The organism is Paenibacillus sp. T2-29, from assembly GCF_052921365.1.
Window position 1 is genome coordinate 21,569 of the sequence record NZ_JBREVE010000014.1, and the last position, 20,992, is coordinate 42,560.

General features: G+C 45.5%; 13 protein-coding genes. 5 read left to right on the forward strand and 8 right to left on the reverse strand.

The window, feature by feature from the left end; genetic code table 11:
- Positions 1-129 precede the first annotated feature (129 nt).
- On the forward strand, positions 130-1,446 hold the full coding sequence (gene rpoN, locus ACU1JV_RS25485) for an RNA polymerase factor sigma-54 (RefSeq protein ID WP_013369097.1): 1,317 nt from the start codon (positions 130-132) through the stop codon (positions 1,444-1,446).
- Between the two features lie 143 nt (positions 1,447-1,589).
- Here rpoN and ACU1JV_RS25490 read toward each other — a convergent pair whose 3' ends face one another.
- From ACU1JV_RS25490 to ACU1JV_RS25500, 3 genes are all read right to left on the reverse strand, one after another.
- Positions 1,590-2,741, reverse strand: a complete 1,152-nt coding sequence (locus ACU1JV_RS25490; RefSeq protein WP_025678696.1) for a response regulator — start codon at positions 2,739-2,741, stop codon at positions 1,590-1,592.
- Between the two features lie 159 nt (positions 2,742-2,900).
- Positions 2,901-6,041 (reverse strand): hybrid sensor histidine kinase/response regulator, encoded by a 3,141-nt coding sequence (locus tag ACU1JV_RS25495; RefSeq protein ID WP_413987400.1) that lies wholly within the window; start codon positions 6,039-6,041, stop codon positions 2,901-2,903.
- 161 nt (positions 6,042-6,202) lie between these two features.
- Positions 6,203-9,673, reverse strand: coding sequence for an S-layer homology domain-containing protein (locus tag ACU1JV_RS25500; protein WP_413987399.1), 3,471 nt, complete (start codon positions 9,671-9,673; stop codon positions 6,203-6,205).
- A 273-nt stretch (positions 9,674-9,946) separates the two neighbouring features.
- On the opposite strand from ACU1JV_RS25500, the gene ACU1JV_RS25505 reads away from it, so the two are divergent.
- Complete coding sequence (locus ACU1JV_RS25505; RefSeq protein ID WP_025678690.1) at positions 9,947-10,927, forward strand: aldo/keto reductase; 981 nt, start codon at positions 9,947-9,949, stop codon at positions 10,925-10,927.
- Positions 10,928-11,064: 137 nt separating this feature from the next.
- On the opposite strand, the gene ACU1JV_RS25510 is transcribed toward ACU1JV_RS25505, so the two are convergent.
- Positions 11,065-11,730 (reverse strand): methionine ABC transporter permease, encoded by a 666-nt coding sequence (locus ACU1JV_RS25510; protein WP_025678688.1) that lies wholly within the window; start codon positions 11,728-11,730, stop codon positions 11,065-11,067.
- Entirely contained in the window at positions 11,727-12,749 is a 1,023-nt protein-coding gene (locus ACU1JV_RS25515) for a methionine ABC transporter ATP-binding protein (protein WP_013369091.1), read from the reverse strand. The genes ACU1JV_RS25510 and ACU1JV_RS25515 overlap by 4 nt, the downstream gene beginning before the upstream one ends.
- Positions 12,750-13,017: 268 nt before the next feature.
- On the opposite strand from ACU1JV_RS25515, the gene pdaA reads away from it, so the two are divergent.
- Both pdaA and ACU1JV_RS25525 read left to right on the forward strand, forming a co-directional pair.
- On the forward strand, positions 13,018-13,815 hold the full coding sequence (gene pdaA, locus ACU1JV_RS25520) for a delta-lactam-biosynthetic de-N-acetylase (RefSeq protein WP_025678685.1): 798 nt from the start codon (positions 13,018-13,020) through the stop codon (positions 13,813-13,815).
- A 117-nt stretch (positions 13,816-13,932) separates the two neighbouring features.
- Entirely contained in the window at positions 13,933-14,055 is a 123-nt protein-coding gene (locus ACU1JV_RS25525; RefSeq protein WP_255305282.1) for a hypothetical protein, read from the forward strand.
- A gap of 69 nt (positions 14,056-14,124) precedes the next feature.
- On the opposite strand, the gene ACU1JV_RS25530 is transcribed toward ACU1JV_RS25525, so the two are convergent.
- Positions 14,125-15,825, reverse strand: a complete 1,701-nt coding sequence (locus tag ACU1JV_RS25530) for a glycoside hydrolase family 13 protein (protein WP_040102295.1) — start codon at positions 15,823-15,825, stop codon at positions 14,125-14,127.
- Between the two features lie 269 nt (positions 15,826-16,094).
- Here ACU1JV_RS25530 and ACU1JV_RS25535 point away from each other — a divergent pair, with 269 nt between their 5' ends.
- Complete coding sequence (locus ACU1JV_RS25535) at positions 16,095-17,186, forward strand: hypothetical protein (protein WP_165083837.1); 1,092 nt, start codon at positions 16,095-16,097, stop codon at positions 17,184-17,186.
- Between the two features lie 149 nt (positions 17,187-17,335).
- On the opposite strand, the gene ACU1JV_RS25540 is transcribed toward ACU1JV_RS25535, so the two are convergent.
- Positions 17,336-18,397 (reverse strand): EAL domain-containing protein, encoded by a 1,062-nt coding sequence (locus tag ACU1JV_RS25540; protein WP_165083835.1) that lies wholly within the window; start codon positions 18,395-18,397, stop codon positions 17,336-17,338.
- 275 nt (positions 18,398-18,672) lie between these two features.
- Positions 18,673-20,775: a bifunctional 2',3'-cyclic-nucleotide 2'-phosphodiesterase/3'-nucleotidase gene (locus ACU1JV_RS25545; protein WP_064962217.1), complete on the reverse strand. Its 2,103-nt coding sequence runs from the start codon at positions 20,773-20,775 to the stop codon at positions 18,673-18,675.
- Positions 20,776-20,992 lie beyond the last annotated feature (217 nt).

Genomic DNA, 20,992 nt, shown 5'->3' on the forward strand with positions numbered 1-20,992 from the left:
ACTCAAATTCAGCCTATTCCATTCACTTCTTTTCCAAGATCAAAGGTTGGCAGTATAATTGCATAAGCTTCACGAATAAGCTGCATAAAAAGTTATTTTTGTTTCCCAGTAAGGAGCTGAGATAAAATAATGCGCTACGGATTACAGCAAGAGCAAACATTCAGGCTGGCTATGACTCCAGAATTACGACAAGCCATCACGATTCTTCAATATTCTTCGGTCGATCTGATGTCATATCTTCATGAGCAAGCAAATGAAAATCCGATCATTGATTTGGCAGAGATCGATATGTCCATCGAAAGAATCAATACAGAAGAAGAATATTCGCCACGAAAAAATGATAATCCGGTAGACCTTCTGGATTTTGTCTCTAATCCCGCAGATAATTTATATAGACATCTTAAAGCGCAGCTTGGGATGGTCAGCGGGCTATCCAGGCTACAACAGATGATTGGCATGTTTCTGATTGGGAATTTAAATGAAAAAGGCTACCTTGAGCTGGATGTAAATATAGTTGCCGGAATACTTGACGTCCCCACCGATGAGGTTGAAAATATACTTGCCCTGATTCAAGGCTTTGAACCGGCAGGAATCGCTGCCCGCAGTCTGGAGGAATGCCTTCTTTTGCAGCTGCGATATGCCGGGAATGATGATGTTTATCTGGAAGAAATCGTGCGACATCACATGGTCAATCTTTCATGTAACCGCATACAAAAAATCGCAGATGCTCTGGGGATCGACATTCACATGGTACAACAAATTACCGATCAGATACGCAAGCTGAATCCTTGTCCGGGAGCGGCATTTGCTCCATATGAACGCCAGCATCATATAGCAGATATCTCAGTGGAGAAATTTAAAAACGACTACATTGTGACAGTTAATGATATCACAGTCCCACGCGTCGGGATTAATCCTTTTTACCAAAGTATGCTTCGAAAGCCGGCTATGGAGGAAGAGAAACGATTTCTTCGTGAGAAGATGAATACGGCATTATGGCTTATTCATAGCCTTGAGCAGCGCCGCCTGACCCTGATGCGTGTGGCCCAGGCTATTGTTGATAGGCAGCGGGATTTTTTTGAGCATGGCGTTTATCATCTGAAATCGATGACCCAAAAGGAGATTGCTGAAATAACCGGCCTGCATGAATCCACGATCAGCCGGGCGGTCAGTAATAAATACATGCAGACGCCCCGTGGATTGTTTGAACTCAAATATTTCTTCACCTCCGCCCTAGGATCGAAAGACGGAGATGCTACTTCATCAGAGAGCGCAAAAATGCGGATAAAGCAGATCATCGACGGTGAAGAGAAGCAAAAACCATTTTCAGATCAGGCAATCACAGAACTGATGGCAAAGGAAGGACTAGAGCTGTCACGCAGAACGGTAGCCAAATACCGAGAAGAATTGGGGTATTTATCCTCCGCCAGGAGAAAAGTGTATTAAAACTTCAGCAAGCGATTGTGAAAACCAAGAAGCAGCGCTATCACATTCTACCGGCTGCCTCCCTCGTAGAATCTCCAATAGAGAATAGGCCAACCAGTAACCTCTGGTTGGCCTATTCATATGACCTGAGCGAGTACAGCAGTCTACGCAGGTAGCGTCTGTGTTTTCAATTGCACGTACAACTGGTGTGTAACCTGATGTGGCTCAATACCCAACTCATCTTCCAATAAGCTGACGAAGCTTTCATAATGCTTTTGAGCAGCTGTATACTCGCCCAACTGGGCATAGGCTGTCAGCAGCAGACCACAGATATCATCTGAGTAAGGCTCCCTCTGTTGTAGGCTGAGCAAGCGCTGGATAGACTGCCGGGCACGACCTGAACGAAGCTCTTCCTTAGCCAGTTCTGAAGCACATGCCAGATACATATTGCGTAGTTTTTCTCTTTTTGCATACGCCCATGGGTAATCGTGCTCCTCCAGATAATTGCCACGGTACAGAGCCAACAGGCTCTCGATACGCGGTGTACCGCCGCTGCCAGACGCCGCCCACTCGGAAATGCCCCGCTCGAATAGCTCCACATCTGTAACCCAGCCATTACGATTCAAACGATAGCGATCCAAGTTGTATTCCAGCTTCGTATCTTGCATCCGTTCTTTCAACGCCTTGCGGATTTGGTAAATGGACGTGTGTAGATGAACAACAGCCTTGTCCAAATGATATTCGGGCCACAGCGCATCCAGCAATTGCTCCTTGCTAACCCATTCTCCTTCATGATGTAGTAAAAAGGAGAATAGCTCCTGCGACTTTAGTGTACGCCATTTGAATGGCTTTGCTCCCACGGCTCCTTGTCCATCCTCCGAAATTTCAAGCTTTTGAAAACAACGCACTTTGGGTAATTGCTCTGCTACGACGACCGAGCTGGAAGGACGGGAATCTGCCAGCGTGGCTACAATCCGATCTAACGTTTTATTAAGCCGCCGAGCATGAACAGGTTTCAACAAGTAATCCAGTGCTTGCAGTTCGAATGCTTCAATAGCATATTCCGAGTACGCAGTCACAAAGACGATATGAATATGCGAGTCCAGCTGTTGAATCCACTCGGCAGCCTCCAGTCCGTTCATCTCCGGCATTCCGATATCTATAAAAACAATATCCACACGTTCTGCCGCCAGATGATCCAACCCGGCTTGTGCAGACGTATATTTGCCCATAACCGTTAATCGTCCGTCCGCCTCCAGCAACCGTTCCAGGTAGGTTAATGCCGACCTCTCATCATCAATCAATATCGCCTTCATCTGTGTCCGCGCCCCCTTCTTGCTGCAACCATCCATCACAATGCTCTATGACCAGGCTATCTGCTTTATCATCCGATTTTTAATTTCTAATATTTTATATATCGTATAAACTCGGGCGCGACATTAGCTTTTTCCGGCAGATGCACTGTATTTTTTTATTCATTCAGTAGGGTGAGATAAGATCGTTTCCGGCACACGGAAGCTTACCGTCGTCCCTTGCATAGGATTGCTTTCAATCCGCAATCCTTCTCCATACATATGGATCAGACGGCGATGGATATTACGTAGACCCACACTGGACGATACATGCTCCTCCGACAGTAGCTGTTGCAGTCGCTCTGGTGGAATCCCTACGCCGTCATCGGTCACGCTGACTACAAAATCGGCTCCATCTTCTTGTACAATCACCCGCACTGTTCCACCTGTGGCCCGTTGCATCACACCGTGTCGTATCGCATTTTCCACGATGGGCTGAATGCTTAATGGAGGGATCAGCGACCGAATGTTCCTCCCTACCTCTATAGTCACCTGCAAACGTTCTTCAAAACGGGCTTTTTCCAATGCCACATACGATTCTACCAATTCCAGCTCCTTGCATAGCGGAACTGTATTCTCCCTATTCTGAAAATCAAAGCTTCCGCGCAAATACTGGCTCAGCTCCATAAGCAGCTCTGCTGCTTTATCCGGGTCTACTGCTACGGTCGAAACAATAACATTTAATGCATTGTACAGAAAGTGCGGCTTGATTTGCGCCTGTAAAAAGGCCATTTCCGAACGCACCGCTTCCTCTGCCGAATGACGCATGTTCAACAGGGTCCGTACACGCGCCTTTAATTCCTCCGCATCAACAGGCTTACGCAGAAAGTCATTTGCTCCAGCCATAAAGCCTGCATGGATATCGCCGGGCAGGTCGCGTGCCGTCAGCAGTAATACGGGTAGCTCGGAGAGAGAATACCCTTCGCGAATTCGTCGGCACAACTCAATACCGGACATTTCTGGCATCATCCAGTCCGTGATAACTAGATCAAATCGGGCACGACCATTCAGCAGCTGAAGCGCCTCCTCGGCTCGATCCACAGCCACCACGCTACAGCCTGTGGTGTATAACAGCTCCTGCAATACCCGAAGGTTCACCTCATCATCATCTACAGCCAGCACTCTGTAGGGAACATTCCCTACTTGCTCCACAGCATGCTCTTCAAGCGAATGCACATCCTGACTTGAGGTCACACCAGGCTGCAATATGACCTCAGACAAAACCTCTTTTTGAGCTTCATGTGCTGGCATCCCAGTTTCCGCTAAGGGCAGGGTAAAAGAAAAAGTCGAACCCTTACCCAATCTGGATTCTACTCGGATACGACCTCCATGCAGCTCCACCAGACGACGGGTGATGCCTAACCCAAGCCCAGTCCCACTATATCCTTTGTCCTCAGCATTCACTCCTCGATTAAAAGGTTCAAATATGTGCGAGAGATAGTCTGGGGCAATACCTGGTCCGGTATCCTTCACACTGATTTCCATTTCACGGTTTCTCACCTTGGCAGAGATTACGATTTCACCTTCCTCTGTAAATTTCATCGCATTCCCCAATAAATTGTATAAGATCTGATTCAGCCGATCCCCATCTGCATCTACTTTGGGCAACGAATCGGGCCATTCTTTGACGAATTGGAGCTTTTTCTTACCTACTGTATGACCCAATACCTCCAGTACAGAACTCACAGCAGCCTGTACGTTTACAGGTCGGCGGTTTAAGGCTAATCTTCCATTTTTCAGATTAGAAAAGTCCAAAATATCGTTAATCAAATAGGAGAGTCTACGCCCTACCTTCGCAATCAAGACCAAGTTATGCTTTTGCGGCTCATTGAATTGCGTCCCGTAGCGGTCTAGCATGGACTGAGCGATATTAATAATGCCATGTAGAGGAGTACGCAGCTCATGTGACGTGTTCGCCAGAAATTCGTCCTTTAACCCATCCAGTGTCAGCAACCGTCGTGATAGGTTCTCAACCTCCATGAACGAATGTACAAAACGTTTGGCCAGCAATAGTGTTTGGGCCAATACGAATATGAGCATTTCATAGGCTGTCACCCCACGTACATCTCCCCAGCCCAGAACATACACAAAACTAGTCACCACAATCATAAGAATGCTCATAATACTAATGACTAGCAGCGCAGCGTCATCCGTCCGTTGAAGAAGTCCACGAATCAGAATCAGTAATACATACCCCACACTGACTACACCAAAAAGAAGAATAAAAGTCTCAAAGGATGAAAGGACCAGTGTAGGCAACAATAGCCCCATACCCAGCATCAGTGCGGTTACAATATTATATAGAAGCAGCACGATTCGATTCATAACAATCTGTGTCGTCAGATGAACATACCGAATCAGAAAATAGTAGAACAGCGTCGAAGAGAACGATTGAATTTTCAATATCCATTCATAAGGCAAATCTGGCATCCCCCAGACTAGCAGCTTCTCTCCATGTGTCAGAATGTAAAATAGTGCCGCGATGCAAAAGCATGCTAAGTAAAGCAGGGCCTTCTCTTTTCTACGTAAAAAGTACAGCATGATAAAAAATACGGTAGGGATAAAAAATCCTGCAACTAGTACGGTGTCCTCTGCCATCGCTACTTCACGGCTATGCGTAATACTGGCATAATCCCCAAACAGCAGTGGATAAATGATCCCCCCAGAGGAATAGCTATAATTAGCCACATGCACGGTAATATCAGCCGAATGTCCATCTACTGCAGCAAATCCAACAAAGGGGGCGTTGCCCTGCTTGCCCTTGTCGGCTGAAACAGAGGGAATACCGCTTGCCCCCACCTCTGCTCCGTTAATCCATACTCGGCTGGAGTTACGAATATTTTGCATATGGATGCCGTACAGATTTTCGATTTTTGCAGGTAACAATACACGAACATGGTAGGTTCCATATCCAGTCGCCTGACCCCCAGGCATCCACTGATTCCATTTACCAGGCACGTCTACAATTTTGGCAGAAGCTCCAGTGCCTAATCCCAATTTCGAGGAATATTGATGATTTCCCCAATCCTGATATCGCGTTTCCTGAAAAGATGAAGGCTGCAAAAGCTGATTAGGATAAAACTCCCACTCTCCCCCCAACTGTACAGCACCTTCCTTGTCGGGGTCCCAATTACGCAAATCAATAACACCGTTGTGAGCTTTCCAATGACTGTTTCCGGATAATACACCCGACACTAACGGATATACCGGCAACGCAACCGCAAGCAGAAGTATAATAAAAAATAAAACACCCTGTTTTTTCATAAATCCCCCGCTCTTTTCAATAACGTCTATCTTTTTGTATCGGTTATTCTATTCAGCTACATTAGAAGCGTTGTCCATACAAAAAAGGACGTCCGCCGCAGATAAAATCTGTGCGGAATCGTCCCCTTCTATACATCCTTGCACTTCCTATATTCCCCTTATTAAGGAATTATAACGTCATCAATACTACCGCCAGGAATCGAGCCTGAATCATCTCCGCTGCTATCGCTCGGTGGCGTTGCTTCACCACTGCTGTCGCTGCTTCCTGTTCCACTGTTATCGCTCGGCGGTGTTGCTCCACCGCTAATGTCGCCGCTTCCTGTTCCGCTATTATCGCTTGGCGATGTTGCTCCACCACTGCTGTCGCCGCTTCCTGTTCCGTTGCTATCGCTTGGCGGTGTTGTTCCACCACTGCTGTCGCTACTTCCTGTTCCGTCGCTATCGCTTGGCGGTGTTGTTCCACCACTGCTGTCGCCAGTTCCTGTTCCGTCGCTATCACTTGGCGATGTTGCTCCACCACTGCTGTCGCCGCTTCCTGTTCCGCTGCTTTGTTGCTGGCTGTCTATAAAATCTTTATACTCCTGAATCGCATCTTCCAGATTCATGTAATTTTTCTTAAGTTCTGGCATAGGCAAATACTGGTCCAGACGATTGAATGCATCCACTACTCTGTGAAAGTAGACCGTCGTAGGATCTGTACCATTTACTGTAAGCAGATTGTTCGCAATGTTCTTGAGCTCATTGATATCAAGATCAGTTACGATCCATTTGGATTGGTAGTTCGCAAACGCTGTAATCAAATCCGTGTTAGCCTGGTCTACCTGCAGTTGTGTGCTATTCGGATTATTAAGCACAAGGTTTGCCAGATTAATTTGCCCCTGAAGTTCTTCGTTATCTTGATCAGTATAATGACGTCCGAACGTCTGAACTTCATTATTAGCCAAATTGATATTGAGGTTCAACAACATAGTATCCACCGCTATAGGTGCAGTATACTGATTCTGTACCTGTTGCAGCTCCTCATATACAGGAACAACGTCTTGTAATTCAAAGCTGGACAAGCCTAAGAAAGTAGAGGCATGCTCTGAAGCAGAAGACAAGGCTTGCTGAGCCTCAGCGCTTAATGTGCCTGAATTTTGCAGCAAAATTCCATTGATCGAAGTCTGCATTTCAATGACTTTGTCTCTCAACTGTAGCCTTTTCTCATTATATTTTTCAATATAGGTCCCTTTAGCCTGACTTAATTGATTATAAGAGATCACCAATTGCTCCTCAGGAGTAAACGGCATAATAAGTGCAAAGTGGGCTTGTACTGTTTGTTGATCTAAAAGCTGCATTTCCGTATTCAAGTAATTACGAGCTACAGGGTCAGACAGCAGTTTGAGTTGAATATCTTGAACCAGCTGCTGCAGTTTTTCCCGAGTTGTAGCAGGCACTGGCGCAGTAAATTCCGTAAGCCTTTGACTCAGCTCCATGTTCAAGTTCAATACGTCCTGCTGGGTCATAGCAGTGTGCATCTTCTCTGTATATTCCTGAATCAGGTTGTCTAGTTCAGCATTTTGAGAACCACTCTGATCGTAGATAACCTGCGCTTCTTGTAAAGTATTTTTAAGCACTGAGAAGTCCGCTGCTTGCAGTGCCAAGAATGATTCTGTGGCACCTTCTATTTTTTGTTTCCATTCGTCCAACTGCTCAGTTGTAGATAATGGATTCAGATATACTTTTGATCCTTCCCTCACAATGGACTTGTAACGCGCTTTGTCAGTTTTCAAATTCTCCACACGATCCGTTACATCGAGAAAATGCAGATAGACATCTCTGAGTTTTACTGATGCTTTGTATACCTTTATTACTCGACCCAAGCTTTCTACTTCCCGATCCACAATATTCTGAGGCGCATTCCCTTCCAACACATTGTTGCCAAATCGAATAGCTTGACTTAGTGAGTCATCCCAAAGAGGCGGAAATTCGTCACCAACCATCCGGTTTTGTTCAAGGATAGTCGAAGCTAACTGAATCAGTCTAGTTAATTCCTGTGTTCCAATCACCGGTTCTGTGACTGAGGCCGTGTATACAGAAACATCCTGTTTCAATGTGCTGAGCGCTTGATCTACTTCTGCCTGCGTGGCTGCCGTATTGTTCAGTACCAGCATAGCTTGATTGATTGCTATAGACAGGCTTTCCTTCGCTGCGGCTGGGTAAAGCGCCTGATCTGTTCCACCCTCATCTGCACGCTCCAGCAGTTCTTTGGCTGCATTGATTTCTGTCTCCAACTGACTGCGGTCTACGCTGATAATGTCACTGTCGTGTTTTTTCTTATCTTTGCTGTCTGTATCCGTGATAACCGATCCAGCAGAGGATGAGTTCTTTGTACCATTCACGAGACCAATAGCTTCTTTCACCGCATCATAGTTAATGATAACATCCCGCGGCTGTTTTTGTTCCGGCAGGTTAAGCTGGCTGATTGCTGCTCCCTTAGCCAACGTAATTAAGGGAACGCCCACATATTGAGATGCATCCAGCAAACCAATACTACCGTTAACCAACAGCTTGCCGAGTCCCTGTTGTAATGAAACACGGCTAATCGCAGCATTTCCTTCGGTCATGATCGATGCATCATTTTTCAGCGTCAAGTTGTCAATCTTTGTCGTTCCGGTTGCTGTCAGCTTGGCATCCTTAGAGCCCAACTCCACACCAGACCATGTCGTATTTTCCAAAATGGCCGATACAGACTGATTTCCTGAACCTTTGATTTCCAATACGCCTGTGGAGGACATGTTTTTCAAGGTTACCGAACCATTGACGATTAGGCGTCCATCAAAAGACATACCCTTACCGTCAAATACGCCACCGTCTGCGTTAATTTCCAGCTGTTTTACACCTGTGAGTGTACGCAAATTACGGTTAAGATCGATTTTTGCCCCTTTTAATACCGCTTTGTTATTTTCACCGAACAAGCCTTGCAAAGATCCTTCCAGCTGGTAGGGGATATTTCCGATTCGAACAGTATTGCCCTCTGATTTCACTTCTCCTACTGGATGATCCAACAGGCTAACGAATACTTCCGCACTACTCTCCCGGTTCAATGGATTTTTCAAATCCGTTGCAGAAGCATCCTCTGATAACAAACCATAATTGCGAGCTACCTGAACTGCATTTTGCTGTGCGTCCATAGTACCTGCATCCTGCAAGTCCATTGCGCGTACTAGCGATACGATCAGTTCTTCCTTGGTAATGGCATCTCCCGGACGGAACAGTTCTCCGTTGCCTGTCATATACCCAGCTGCACGTACAGCCTCAATATAGGGAGCACCCCATGCATCCGAGGACACATCCATAAAAGAAGTTTGCGGCTGATTGTTAACTTCCAACTGGAACAGACTGCACAAAATTTTAGCCGCTTCTGCGCGGGTCAAATTCTTTTGTGCCATAAAATCGCCCTGATTACCACCTGTCATCAAACCCAAAGTGCGAGCTTGTGTTACAAATCCAGTTTCACTTTGCGTATCTGCTGTCGCTGCATAAGCAGTCTGGGCACCGCCCATCCAAGGCAGAGATACGATGGAGCCTGAAGCAATCCCCAGTACCATTGCAGATGCAATCCATTTATTTCGATTTACAAGTTTCAACATTTTCACTCCTAGACACTATTTATTGGCATATATCCTGTTATATCAAAGGCTTTAGTCATATTTAGTTCTACGATTTATGCAACCAAGGAACTATGCTAAGAGGAGTATACGAAACCCTACTGAACCAATTCTGAACAATTAGACCTATACGAATCATTCCGCAGCAAAAATGCTTGGCTTGGAGTTAACTCCATATGGCATAATATCCGATGTAAGCAGGTGGAGTAGACTAGATTTGAAGAAAACCATATCTAGGAAGCGAGGTATAATCAAATGGACTATGTTAAGCTTGGAAATACCGGCTTGGATGTATCCCGGCTTTGTCTTGGCTGTATGGGCTTCGGGGTCGCTGAACGATGGATTCATCCATGGATACTAGATGAAGAGCGCAGTCGTCCAGTTATAAAAAAAGCTCTGGAGCTAGGCATTAATTTTTTTGATACTGCAAATGTATATTCAGATGGAACTAGCGAGGAAATTGTCGGACGGGCTTTAAAGGATTATGCGAATCGAGATGAAATTGTCCTAGCAACAAAGGTTCATTTCCGTATGCATCAAGGCCCCAATGGTGCGGGACTTTCCCGAAAGGCTATCATGAGCGAAATTGATAAGAGCCTTAAGCGACTGGGGACAGATTATGTGGATCTATACCAAATCCATCGCTGGGATTACAATACCCCCATTGAAGAGACGATGGAAGCATTACATGATGTTGTGAAGGCCGGAAAGGCAAGATATATTGGTGCTTCTGCCATGTACGCATGGCAGTTTCTCAAGGCATTGCATGTCGCTGAGAATAATGGATGGACACGGTTTGTATCAATGCAAAATCATTTAAACCTCTTATACCGTGAAGAAGAGAGAGAAATGCTGCCGCTTTGTAAGGAGGAAAAGATCGGTGTAATTCCATACAGCCCGCTTGCAGGAGGTAGATTGACGCGGGATACGCAGGAAACAACACATCGGTCTGAAACCGATCAAGTGGCAAAATCTAAATACGATGCGACTGCAGATTCCGATCGATTGATTGTGGAGCAGGTTGCGACAATCGCAGAAAAACGTGGAGTTCCCCGCGTTCAAATTGCTCTTGCCTGGTTGCTGCAGAAAGCACCGGTGACTGCTCCCATTATCGGTGCTACAAAGACATCTCATCTCGAAGATGCGGTAGCTGCTCTATCAATTACGTTAACACCAGAGGAAATTGCGTCGCTGGAAGAACTGTATGTTCCTCATCCAGTAATTGGCGCTCTATAAAAATAGCAATGTGATAATAGTTTGGATATAAGAAACAGCAAAAACGCCCTATCCAGTTACATAGGGCGTTTCTTGATCAGTAATAACGCTAAAACCTGACATGCCAACTATATATATTTTTATATCCGTTTTGTTCATTAACCCCTGCGTGCTTTGCGGGAGAGCAGGTTGCCCAAGGACTGAACACCTTGTACAAACACGACTAGAATGATAACAGTGATCAGCATTACCAGCGTATCAAAACGTTGATAGCCATACGCTATCGCCAGGTCGCCAATCCCACCGCCACCGACCGCACCAGCCATAGCCGTTGCACCAATCAGTCCAATGGCGGCTGTCGTTAACGATAAAATCAAAGAACTGAATGCCTCGGGTAGCAAAAAGTATCGAATGACCTGAAACGGAGTCGCTCCCATCGCATCTGCTGCCTCCAATATCCCCGGGTTGACCTCCAACAGCGAATTTTCCACCAGCCTGCCGATATAGGGTGCTATATATATAATCAAGGGGACAATGGCCGCACTGGTCCCAATAGATGTATGCACAATCAGACGAGTTAACGGAATGATCGCTATCAGCAAAATAATAAACGGTAAGGAACGGACAATGTTAATGATCGGATTTAAAATACCGTACAGCCATTTGTTCTCCAAAATTCCGCCTGAACGGGTGACAACAAGTAAAATACCGATAGGGACCCCAATCAGAGCGCCAATAAATAATGATATGCTGACCATGAGCACGGATTCATACAAAGCTTCCCACAGTTGATCCCAAGTTATCGTGGTTCCTGTAATCATCATAGACTCTCCACCTCCTGAATATGGACTCCTTTGCTCTTGATAAAATCAACAGCCTGCTGAACGGCCTGCTGCTCACCGCGCAGTTGAAGTGTCATATAGCCAATCGTCGTTTCTTGTATCTCCGTCATGTTGGCAAACAAAATGTTCACATGGATATCATGCTTTCGAATCAATTCATGAACCACTGGGTCGGAAGCTGCCTGTCCAATAAATTCCAGCTTGTATATGCGTTGCGACTCTTGTTGCTCGAACGTTTGCAGCACACTATCCGGTACTTCATCGTGAATAACTGTGCGTACAAAGCTTTGCGTCGTTGGATGCTTCGGCTGCCCGAATACCTCCAGTACATCGCCCTGCTCAATGATTTCCCCCTTCTCCATTACAGCTACCTTGTTGCAAATCCGCTGAATGACCGACATCTCATGGGTGATGATCAATATGGTGATCTTGTATTCCTTGTTAATTTTGCGAAGCAAATCAAGAATAGACTGCGTGGTCTGCGGATCGAGTGCCGAGGTTGCCTCATCACAGAGCAAAATGGACGGGTTGCTCGCAAGCGCCCGGGCAATCCCGACACGCTGCTTTTGTCCGCCGGAAAGCTCGCTGGGATAACTATTTGCCTTATCCGATAATCCTGTGAATGCCAGCAACTCTGTTACACGCCTCTCAATTTCCCGCTTGTTGCGCTTGAGCAGCACCAACGGAATGGCAATGTTTTCGAATACTGTTTTCGATTCCAGCAGATTAAAATGCTGAAAAATCATGCCGATCTTCTTCCTTACTTTTCGCAGCCCCGAGGTCGAGTAGGCATTTAAGCTCTCCCCTTCGACAAGAACCTCACCGGTCGTTACTTTCTCCAGACGATTGACCAAACGGATAAGCGTACTTTTTCCCGCACCACTGAATCCGATAAAACCAAAGATATCTCCTTTATCCACTGTGATATTTATATTTTTTAACGCTTGAATGCTTAAGCCTTTTCTTACATAGGTTTTGGATACATTCCTAAGTTCAATCATAGCTCCTAACTCCTCCCGCTCCATCAAGTATGTAAAATCTCTCTGAGTTGATTTCTTTCCTATGGCACGAACATCGAATCAAATTTAAATCCGAGTATTTTAGTAAGTTTTATAGAGTATACTACTTCGATTTTATATTGATGTCAATATGTGTTTTAAGTTTGGTGCAAGCATTTCTTTCTTTGCATAAATGAACATGATATTGCAGATGGTATATGCCGAAGTATACACATCTTACCCGAATCAGGGCGGAAGCGGAGGAACATAGATGAAGCAAATTTTTACCTTGTGGCTATGCATTGCATTGATGGGGATGTCCACAGTTATGGGAGAATCAGCATCAGCTACCCAAGCTGTGGACGGACAGCCGTATCATTTTGGATTTAAAAAAAGTAAGGGAGGCGAGCTGCCTTCCATCGCACAAGAAGGCTTTATGCACCTGATTGAAAGACAAGGCGGCATCTTTTTGGGGGATACGACTAAGAAAGAATTGTTTCTTACTTTCGACAACGGATACGAAAATGGATATACTCCCAAGGTGCTGGATGTATTGAAAGCCAAAAAGGTTCCGGCCGCCTTCTTTGTAACCGGGCATTTTGTAAAAGACCAACCGGATTTGATGCGCCGCATGGCCAGCGAAGGCCATATTATTGGAAACCATTCATGGAGCCATCCTGATATGAGCACCATTTCTTCGGCAGAGATTCGGTCTGAGCTGGATCGGGTACGAACTGCGTCTGCAGAGCTGACTGGGCAAAAGGAAATGAAATATGTCCGGCCACCGCGCGGCATTTTTAATGAAAAAGCATTGGCATCCTGTGGAGAAGCCGGATACACGAGTGTGTTCTGGTCGGTGGCCTACAAGGACTGGGACACGAATATTCAGCGAGGAACAGACTATGCCTATCGCCAAGTTATGCAGCAGCTCCACCCTGGAGCGGTCATTTTGCTCCATTCTGTATCCAAGGATAATGCCGAGGCACTTGGCTCGATCATTGACGAGGCTCGCAAGCAAGGATATGAGTTCAAAAGCCTGGATGACCTTAAAGTTAAGCACTATCATTAAAAATAGCATCTAACTTAATGACTCAATACCGTCATCAGCCCGATCCACATCTGCCCTAGCAGACTGTGTGAATCGGGCTGATTAGTTTACGAATAAGGAAGGTCATGGATATCCGTCATGATTCATCACCATGCTGAACTGGCTGCCTACGCGACTGAATCTATCCCCAATGAGGGGGAAAATCAAGAAGAGCGGATTATCGCCAAAATACGTGAATTGGCTGAAACAGTAACTATTTAGTCCAACGCTAAGGAAGGGAAGTCCCCTATGGGCCTCCCCTTCCATTTACCATCCACAGGATAACAACGCCTATTTCAAGGTTAGCTTATACACTCTAGCTTCATAAGGCCGCAACTTCAAGGCGTGTAAATTTTCTCCTTTTACCGGTTCGTAGTTGGAGAGAAGCAGCTCCGCCTTGGCGGCAGGAAACTCCTCACCGTCGGGCCAGTGGAACACGGGATCACGGTCAAAGAAATTCAAAATGACTAGCAAACACTCTTGTCCCAACATGCGTGAAAATACATATAGCTCTGTATCAAGTGGCAACAACAGCTTGTATTCGCCATAGACTATGACCTCATGTTGTTTGCGCAGAGCAATCAACTTACGATAATAGTGGAAAATTGAGTTCGGGTCATTTCTTTCTGCTTCTGCATTAATGTGCGTGTAGTTATCATTAATTTTCATCCACGGCTCTCCATCGGTAAATCCGGCTGCAGGTCCGGCATTCCACTGCATGGGAGTACGCGCATTATCCCGACTTTTTCGCCAGATCGCGGCCATAATCTGCTCCTCCGGCTCACCGAGCTTCCGTTGCTGCTCATAGTAGTTTAACGTTTCCACATCCCGATAATCATCAATCGACGGGAAGGCAATATTCGTCATCCCAATTTCCTCACCCTGATAAATATAAGGTGTACCCTCAAGCATATGTGTGAAGGTTGCCAGCATTTTGGCGGATTCCACACGATATTGTCCATCATTCGCAAAACGGGAGAGAGCCCGTGGTTGATCGTGATTGTTGAGATAATTGGCATTCCATCCTTCCTGATGAAGCACCGTCTGCCAACTACTCATTATTTTTTTCAGTTCCACCAGCGTCCACGACTTGTACTTCCATTTTTCCGTTCCTAACCCTTGTGCATCAATAAACATGTGCTCAAACTGGAACACCATATTCAGCTCATGCCGCTGATCTCCCACATAATCCAGTGCCTGTTCCGGTCCTAAACCGGACGTTTCACCGACCGTCATTAAGGGATACCGCTCCAATACTTTTTCATTCAGCATCCGTAGAAGTACATGTACCTGCTCCAGGTTGGAAAAGAGCTGATAGGCACGTACCAAGGGTTGTTTGTCCGGATTATGGGCATCTGGTAGCCCTTCTGCTTTGACAATATGGGCAATGGCGTCAAAGCGGAAGCCATCGACTCCCTTTTTTAACCACCATTCCACCATACGATAGAGTTCACTCACCATCTCTTCATTTTCCCAGTTCAGATCCGGCTGATGCTCGGAATACAGATGCATGTAATATTCGTCTGTAAGCTTGTCATATTTCCACACAGAACCGGAGAAATACGATTCCCAGTTGTTCGGATATCCGCCATTTTTGCCTGTTCGCCATATGTAGTAGTCTCGCTTCGGATTATCCTTGGATGAGCGTGACTCCGTGAACCACGGATGCTCATCCGACGTATGGTTTAATACCAAATCCATCATAATTTTGATGCCTCGTTCATGCGCCTGATGAAGGAGCTCATCAAAATCCTCCATCGTTCCAAACTCATCCATAATGGCATAATAATCGCTAATGTCATATCCATTATCGTGATTGGGCGACTTATATATCGGGCAAATCCAGATCACATCAATCCCTAGCTCAGACAGATAATCAAGCCGAGACAAAATGCCGCGCAGGTCCCCTTTTCCGTCTCCGTCAGAATCCTGAAAACTGATCGGGTATATCTGATAAACAACAGCTTCCTTCCACCATATTTTTTTAGGCATGTTTCCCTCCTGTATCTTCTCTGTACATCCAATAGCTTATGCTCTTAACATACACGCAATACCTGTATGCGAATCGTTGGTGCAGAGAAATAAGGGACTTGTAAGCTTGCTCGGGCGCATAAGCAGAGCTGCTATAGCCTACGATATATTTTTAATTTAATTTTTGAAAAACAGGTTGTATAAATGGACTTGGCGTTACCTATATTTATGAACTGCCCATATACTTGAACCAAAAGCGGTGCCATTCTTGAATTTAGGGAGGAATGTATATGAACCTTCGACCCAAGGAGCCAAAGGATCTGATTGTGGAATCAGCTGTAATCCCACCCAACATCCATGTGGATGTGGAGTCAGCCACTGAGGGGGGAACACGCCGTCTGATGCTTAGCGATAACCCGGAGACGCTTACCCATGTAACGGTACCTACCGAGCAAGCCACTTTGTGGCATGATGTGGTTCGCACCACAACCCGGACAGTCAAGCACCGGATTTTCGGCTGGCATTATAACAAAATAGGCAGCCCTGTTAAACTGGGCATCACCATAGAGAATAAAAGCACGGCTCGCCTGCAAGTACGTCATATTGAACGTGCCCTTGAGATTGTACCCGAGGACGGCAACTGGATTATTGATGTTGGGCAGTCTATTGCCAAAAGCTGTTTGGCGGGTACGATGAAACGTCTGAAGCCAGTAGACCGTCACAAATTCGGCAGAGGCACCGCCTTGCTGGAGGAATTTGAGCTACCCGAAGGATCGCTGGCTGGATTCATCTATGACCTCACGGTAGAATATGCCGAAGGCCACGGTACGCTGGACTATGTGATTCGCACCGTAGTCAGCAAAGATACGCAGACGGATCTGCGCGAGATTCACAAGGATGCACTCCCTCCTGTACCCCCGCCGCAGGCGCACCCACGGGGAGTATGGTCCTTTTCTGAAACAAATGCGCGCATGCCGGAGTATGTAGTAGGGCAAAGCGCCAACTACCGAGCATGTGCCACTAAGAAGCTGAACGGCGAAACTCCTGCAGATCTGCTGTTTACAGGGGAACGCAGCGAGCTGGGGCCTGCGCTTGATAATCGCGGACAATTCGGAACGATATATAACGCAACCATTCCTATCGTTAATCACAGTAGTGAGGTACGTACCGTACGAATCTATGCCAATCCACGTGGAGGCGCGTTCGCCGGGTCTGTACGCGTGGATGGTCATGTATATGGTATCCCCTTGCTACAAGATAATACCAAGGTATGCCGACTGACTGACATCCCCGTCCCTCCTGGCCAGTCAAGCTATTCTCTTAGCTTCATGGTTGCAGGTAGCGCGACCACTCCGCTGGGTTTATACGTTATCACGTTATAATCGCAATAACACTAGATGGATACATGAACCGCCTCAATAGTGCAAAGAATATAATTAAGATGTGATTGTTCTAAAATACTAAATAACCCGGTGACCATAGATCATCGGGTTATTTATGTCGATTTTCTTATAGAATACGCTATTTCAGATTATACTACTCTGCTCAGTATAAAGTTGGAAGGCGGTGTAGGCTCCGGCTTACCAAACAAATAACCCTGGGCCAGTGACACACCTGCATCGCAACAAAATTCAAAATCCTCCTTTTGTTCTACACCTTCAGCCAACACCTGACCTCCAAAACGAAAAGCGGATTCCACTATCCCAGTAATTTGCCGTTTCTGATCACTGTTATGATGACAGCCATCAATTATACTGCGGTCAATTTTAACATAATCGGGCTGGAGGCAATTCATAAGCTCTGTCGTAGAATAGCCTGCTCCTACATCATCCAGTGCCACTGAAACTCCCCGTGTACGATACTGTTCAAAGATTTGATGCAAAAAATTCAGGTCGTCTATTTCTTCCGTCTCTACGACCTCAAACACAAAATCCTCCGTATTCATAGATAACCGTTTAATCGTCTCAAAGGTATGATTCAAGCAATAAGCCGGATTATAAATGGTTGAAGGGAGAAAGTTAATAAATCGTTTAATCCCCGCCGGAAGGCAGGTCGCACTTTTTTCAATAGCGGAAATACGAGCCGAGCGATCCAAATGAGCATGCAATCCAGCTTCACGGGCGACTTCAAACAGTCGGAAAGGCTGAAAAGACTTATCTGGCTGTGATGGACGCAGCAAAAACTCAAAGCCGATGATATTCAGCTTGTAGTCAACAATAGGCTGCATATGGCTGGTAAAGTTTTGATTATTAATAATACTCACCAGATCCGGATGTTGCAGTCGAGCTTGCAATTGACCAAATAAAAGCCATTCCTCAAATCCCTCAACATGTTGCAAGCCAGTCACCACAACTTGCATTCGGCTCAAGCACTCCTGCGGCAGACGAGCCAGTCCGTTAACCAGCTGTTCCAACTGTGTACGGCTGTCATAGCGAAACACGATGTTACCCTCACACCAATGTTCTTGTTTCATTTGTTCCGATAGCATGCCCAAGCCCTCTAATGCTGGAGTAAGCGACACCCTAGAATGCCTAATTTTCAGCAATCCTTGATCCTTAATAGGTAATATGATGCTGCAATTGCTGCAAGTCATAATGGTCCTCCTCGGAACAATTTCCCGGTTTTTTCACCATTATATCACAAATAATTAGAACAAAAGCACTATATAATTACGTGTTTTTACAAAAAATAAGCTTATTCTCAACAACAACTTAGGACTTAAGTACATATTCGACAAAAACAAAACCTTTTTTGCACTCATGATAAACGCAGGTACTGTTGTATTTGATATCAAAAAAAGCAGCAAGTCTCTTGTTTAAAGAGACTTACTGCTTCATTCTGATATGGAGTGGAAACTAAAATTCCAAGTTACTTGGACGCCTTTGGTTTCGTTGTTTTAGCTGGTTTTGCAGCTGCAGGTTTAGTCGTTTTAACAGCTGGCTTCGCGGTTGCTTTCGCAGGTGCCGCAGCTTCCTTCACAGACGTCGTTGCTGCACTAGGCTTAGCGCCAGCTTTCAAGCTGTATTTGGCAAACCCGTCTGCCGCGCTGCTCAAGTATGAAATTTGTTGATTTCCGGCCAGCACATCTTTGGCATCAGGAGAGGACTCAAAGGTAACCTTGGCCTGACCAAAAGGAGCAATAGACCAGTTGCCGTCCGCTGACGGGTTAATCGTTCCGTTCGTACGGATATAATCAACAACGACTTGGCGACTTTCATCTGGTGCTGCCATCACAATACGTTTGCCATCTGGGTTGGCCAGTTTGGAGGAGGAAGCACGATAGTTATTGGTCGCAACGATAAATTTCTGTGCAGGATCAATAGCCTTCCCATTGTATTGCAGATCCTTGATGCGATGGGCTGAAGAATCAATAATAGTTCCCTTGGCATCATATCGTGCAGGCTGAGTTACATCAATCTGGTAATTCACACCGTCAATCACATCAAAATTGTAGGTTGGAAAATCCTTGTTGATCAGCGATTGTTCCTCTGTTTTGCTAGGATCAATGCGGTTGAACTGACCCGCAGACCATTCCAGCCACTCCTGAATTTCAGCACCAGTAACTTCTACGGCATGAACCGTGTTCGGGTACACGTACAGATCGGACACGTTTTTAATCGCTATTGTACCTTCAGGAATGTTGGTATAATACTCGGCACCGTTGCGACCACCGGCTTTGAATGGAGCGCCTGCCGATAATACTGGGAGATTTTCGTATTCTGTTCCTTTAAGATGGTTTTGAACATACCATTTCTGTGCATTTGTCACAATTTGAATGGACGGATCATCCTGCACTAATGCAAAATAGCTGGTAATCGGTGCAGTCGTTGTACCGACAGGTTGACGAACATAATCCAGCGTTCCTTGATGCTCTTCTTTAATCGCGTCTTTCAGTTTAGTGTCAGGAGTAAACTGCAAAGCATGGTTTGTGGTGCTCACAATTGGCCGCACTTGAGACTGAGAATTGATTACATTCCACTCACGGTTTTTCTTTTCCAGGCTCAGATCAATAATGCCCAGATCCTTGCCCCACGAAGAAGCTTCTACAGCTGGTACACCATTAATAGTTCCTTTATCCAAATCTACGCCCTTCATATCTTTAAAATCAGGGCCAGGGAAAGATTTATGAGCATGCCCAAACAGAATCGCGTTAATTCCGTCCACCTGGCTCAAATACTTAACGGCATTCTCCATCATTGGCGTTTGCGGCACATCCTCATAGCCTGTATGTGCAAGCACGACAATAATGTCAGCACCTTCTGTTTTCATTTGTGGAACAAACTTTTTGGCTGTTTCCACGATATCCTTTGTAACGACCTTATCCTTCAAATTAGCTTCATCCCACTGCATAATTTGAGGTGTTACTAGACCGATGACACCCACTCTGAGTGTATGCTCTTCGCCCTTCTCATCCGTTACTGTTTTGTCAAGAATCTGATAAGGGGTAAAATAATTTTTAGTAGCTTGACCCTCATTATCAACATAGACGTTCGCATTTACGTAAGGAAAATCAGCACCCTTGAGCGATTTATCCAAAAAGTCGAGGCCAAAGTTAAATTCGTGGTTGCCCACAGTAGCCGCATCATAGCCCATCAAGTTCATCATCTTGTAAACCGGATGGACACCGCCTTCTTTCTCGAAGACTCTGTTTTTAGCCATATAATCGCCTAAAGGATTGCCCTGCAGCAAATCACCGTTATCGAACAGCATGCTGTTTCTTGTTTCACTACGAGCCTGTTGGATCAAGCCTGCTGTACTAATCAAGCCATATTCGTTGGTTTCTTTGTCCGAATAGTAATCATAATTCATCAGTGCCCCATGAATATCCGTTGTCTCCATGATCCGCAAATTCACCGTAGCGCTATCGCGAGAGTCGCTAGCTGCCCAGGATGGAGCGGCTGAAAACACCAGTAGGCTACAAGCTACAACTGCTGCTGTAAACCCTTTAAACCAATTTTTACGAAATAACAAAATATACCCCTCCTTATTAAGGTGTATGCCTCATATACATACTTTTGCACATATATGTAAGCTTTGAACCCACCATTCCTATTTTAATCCAACGCCAGACAAAAGAGTAGTCATTTGCTTAAAATATTTATGAAAAAATAATTATTTTTCGCATAAAAAAAGCCAGTAAATCTCCTGAAAAGGTTGGAAATTTACTGGCTTGTCTGTTATATTGTTT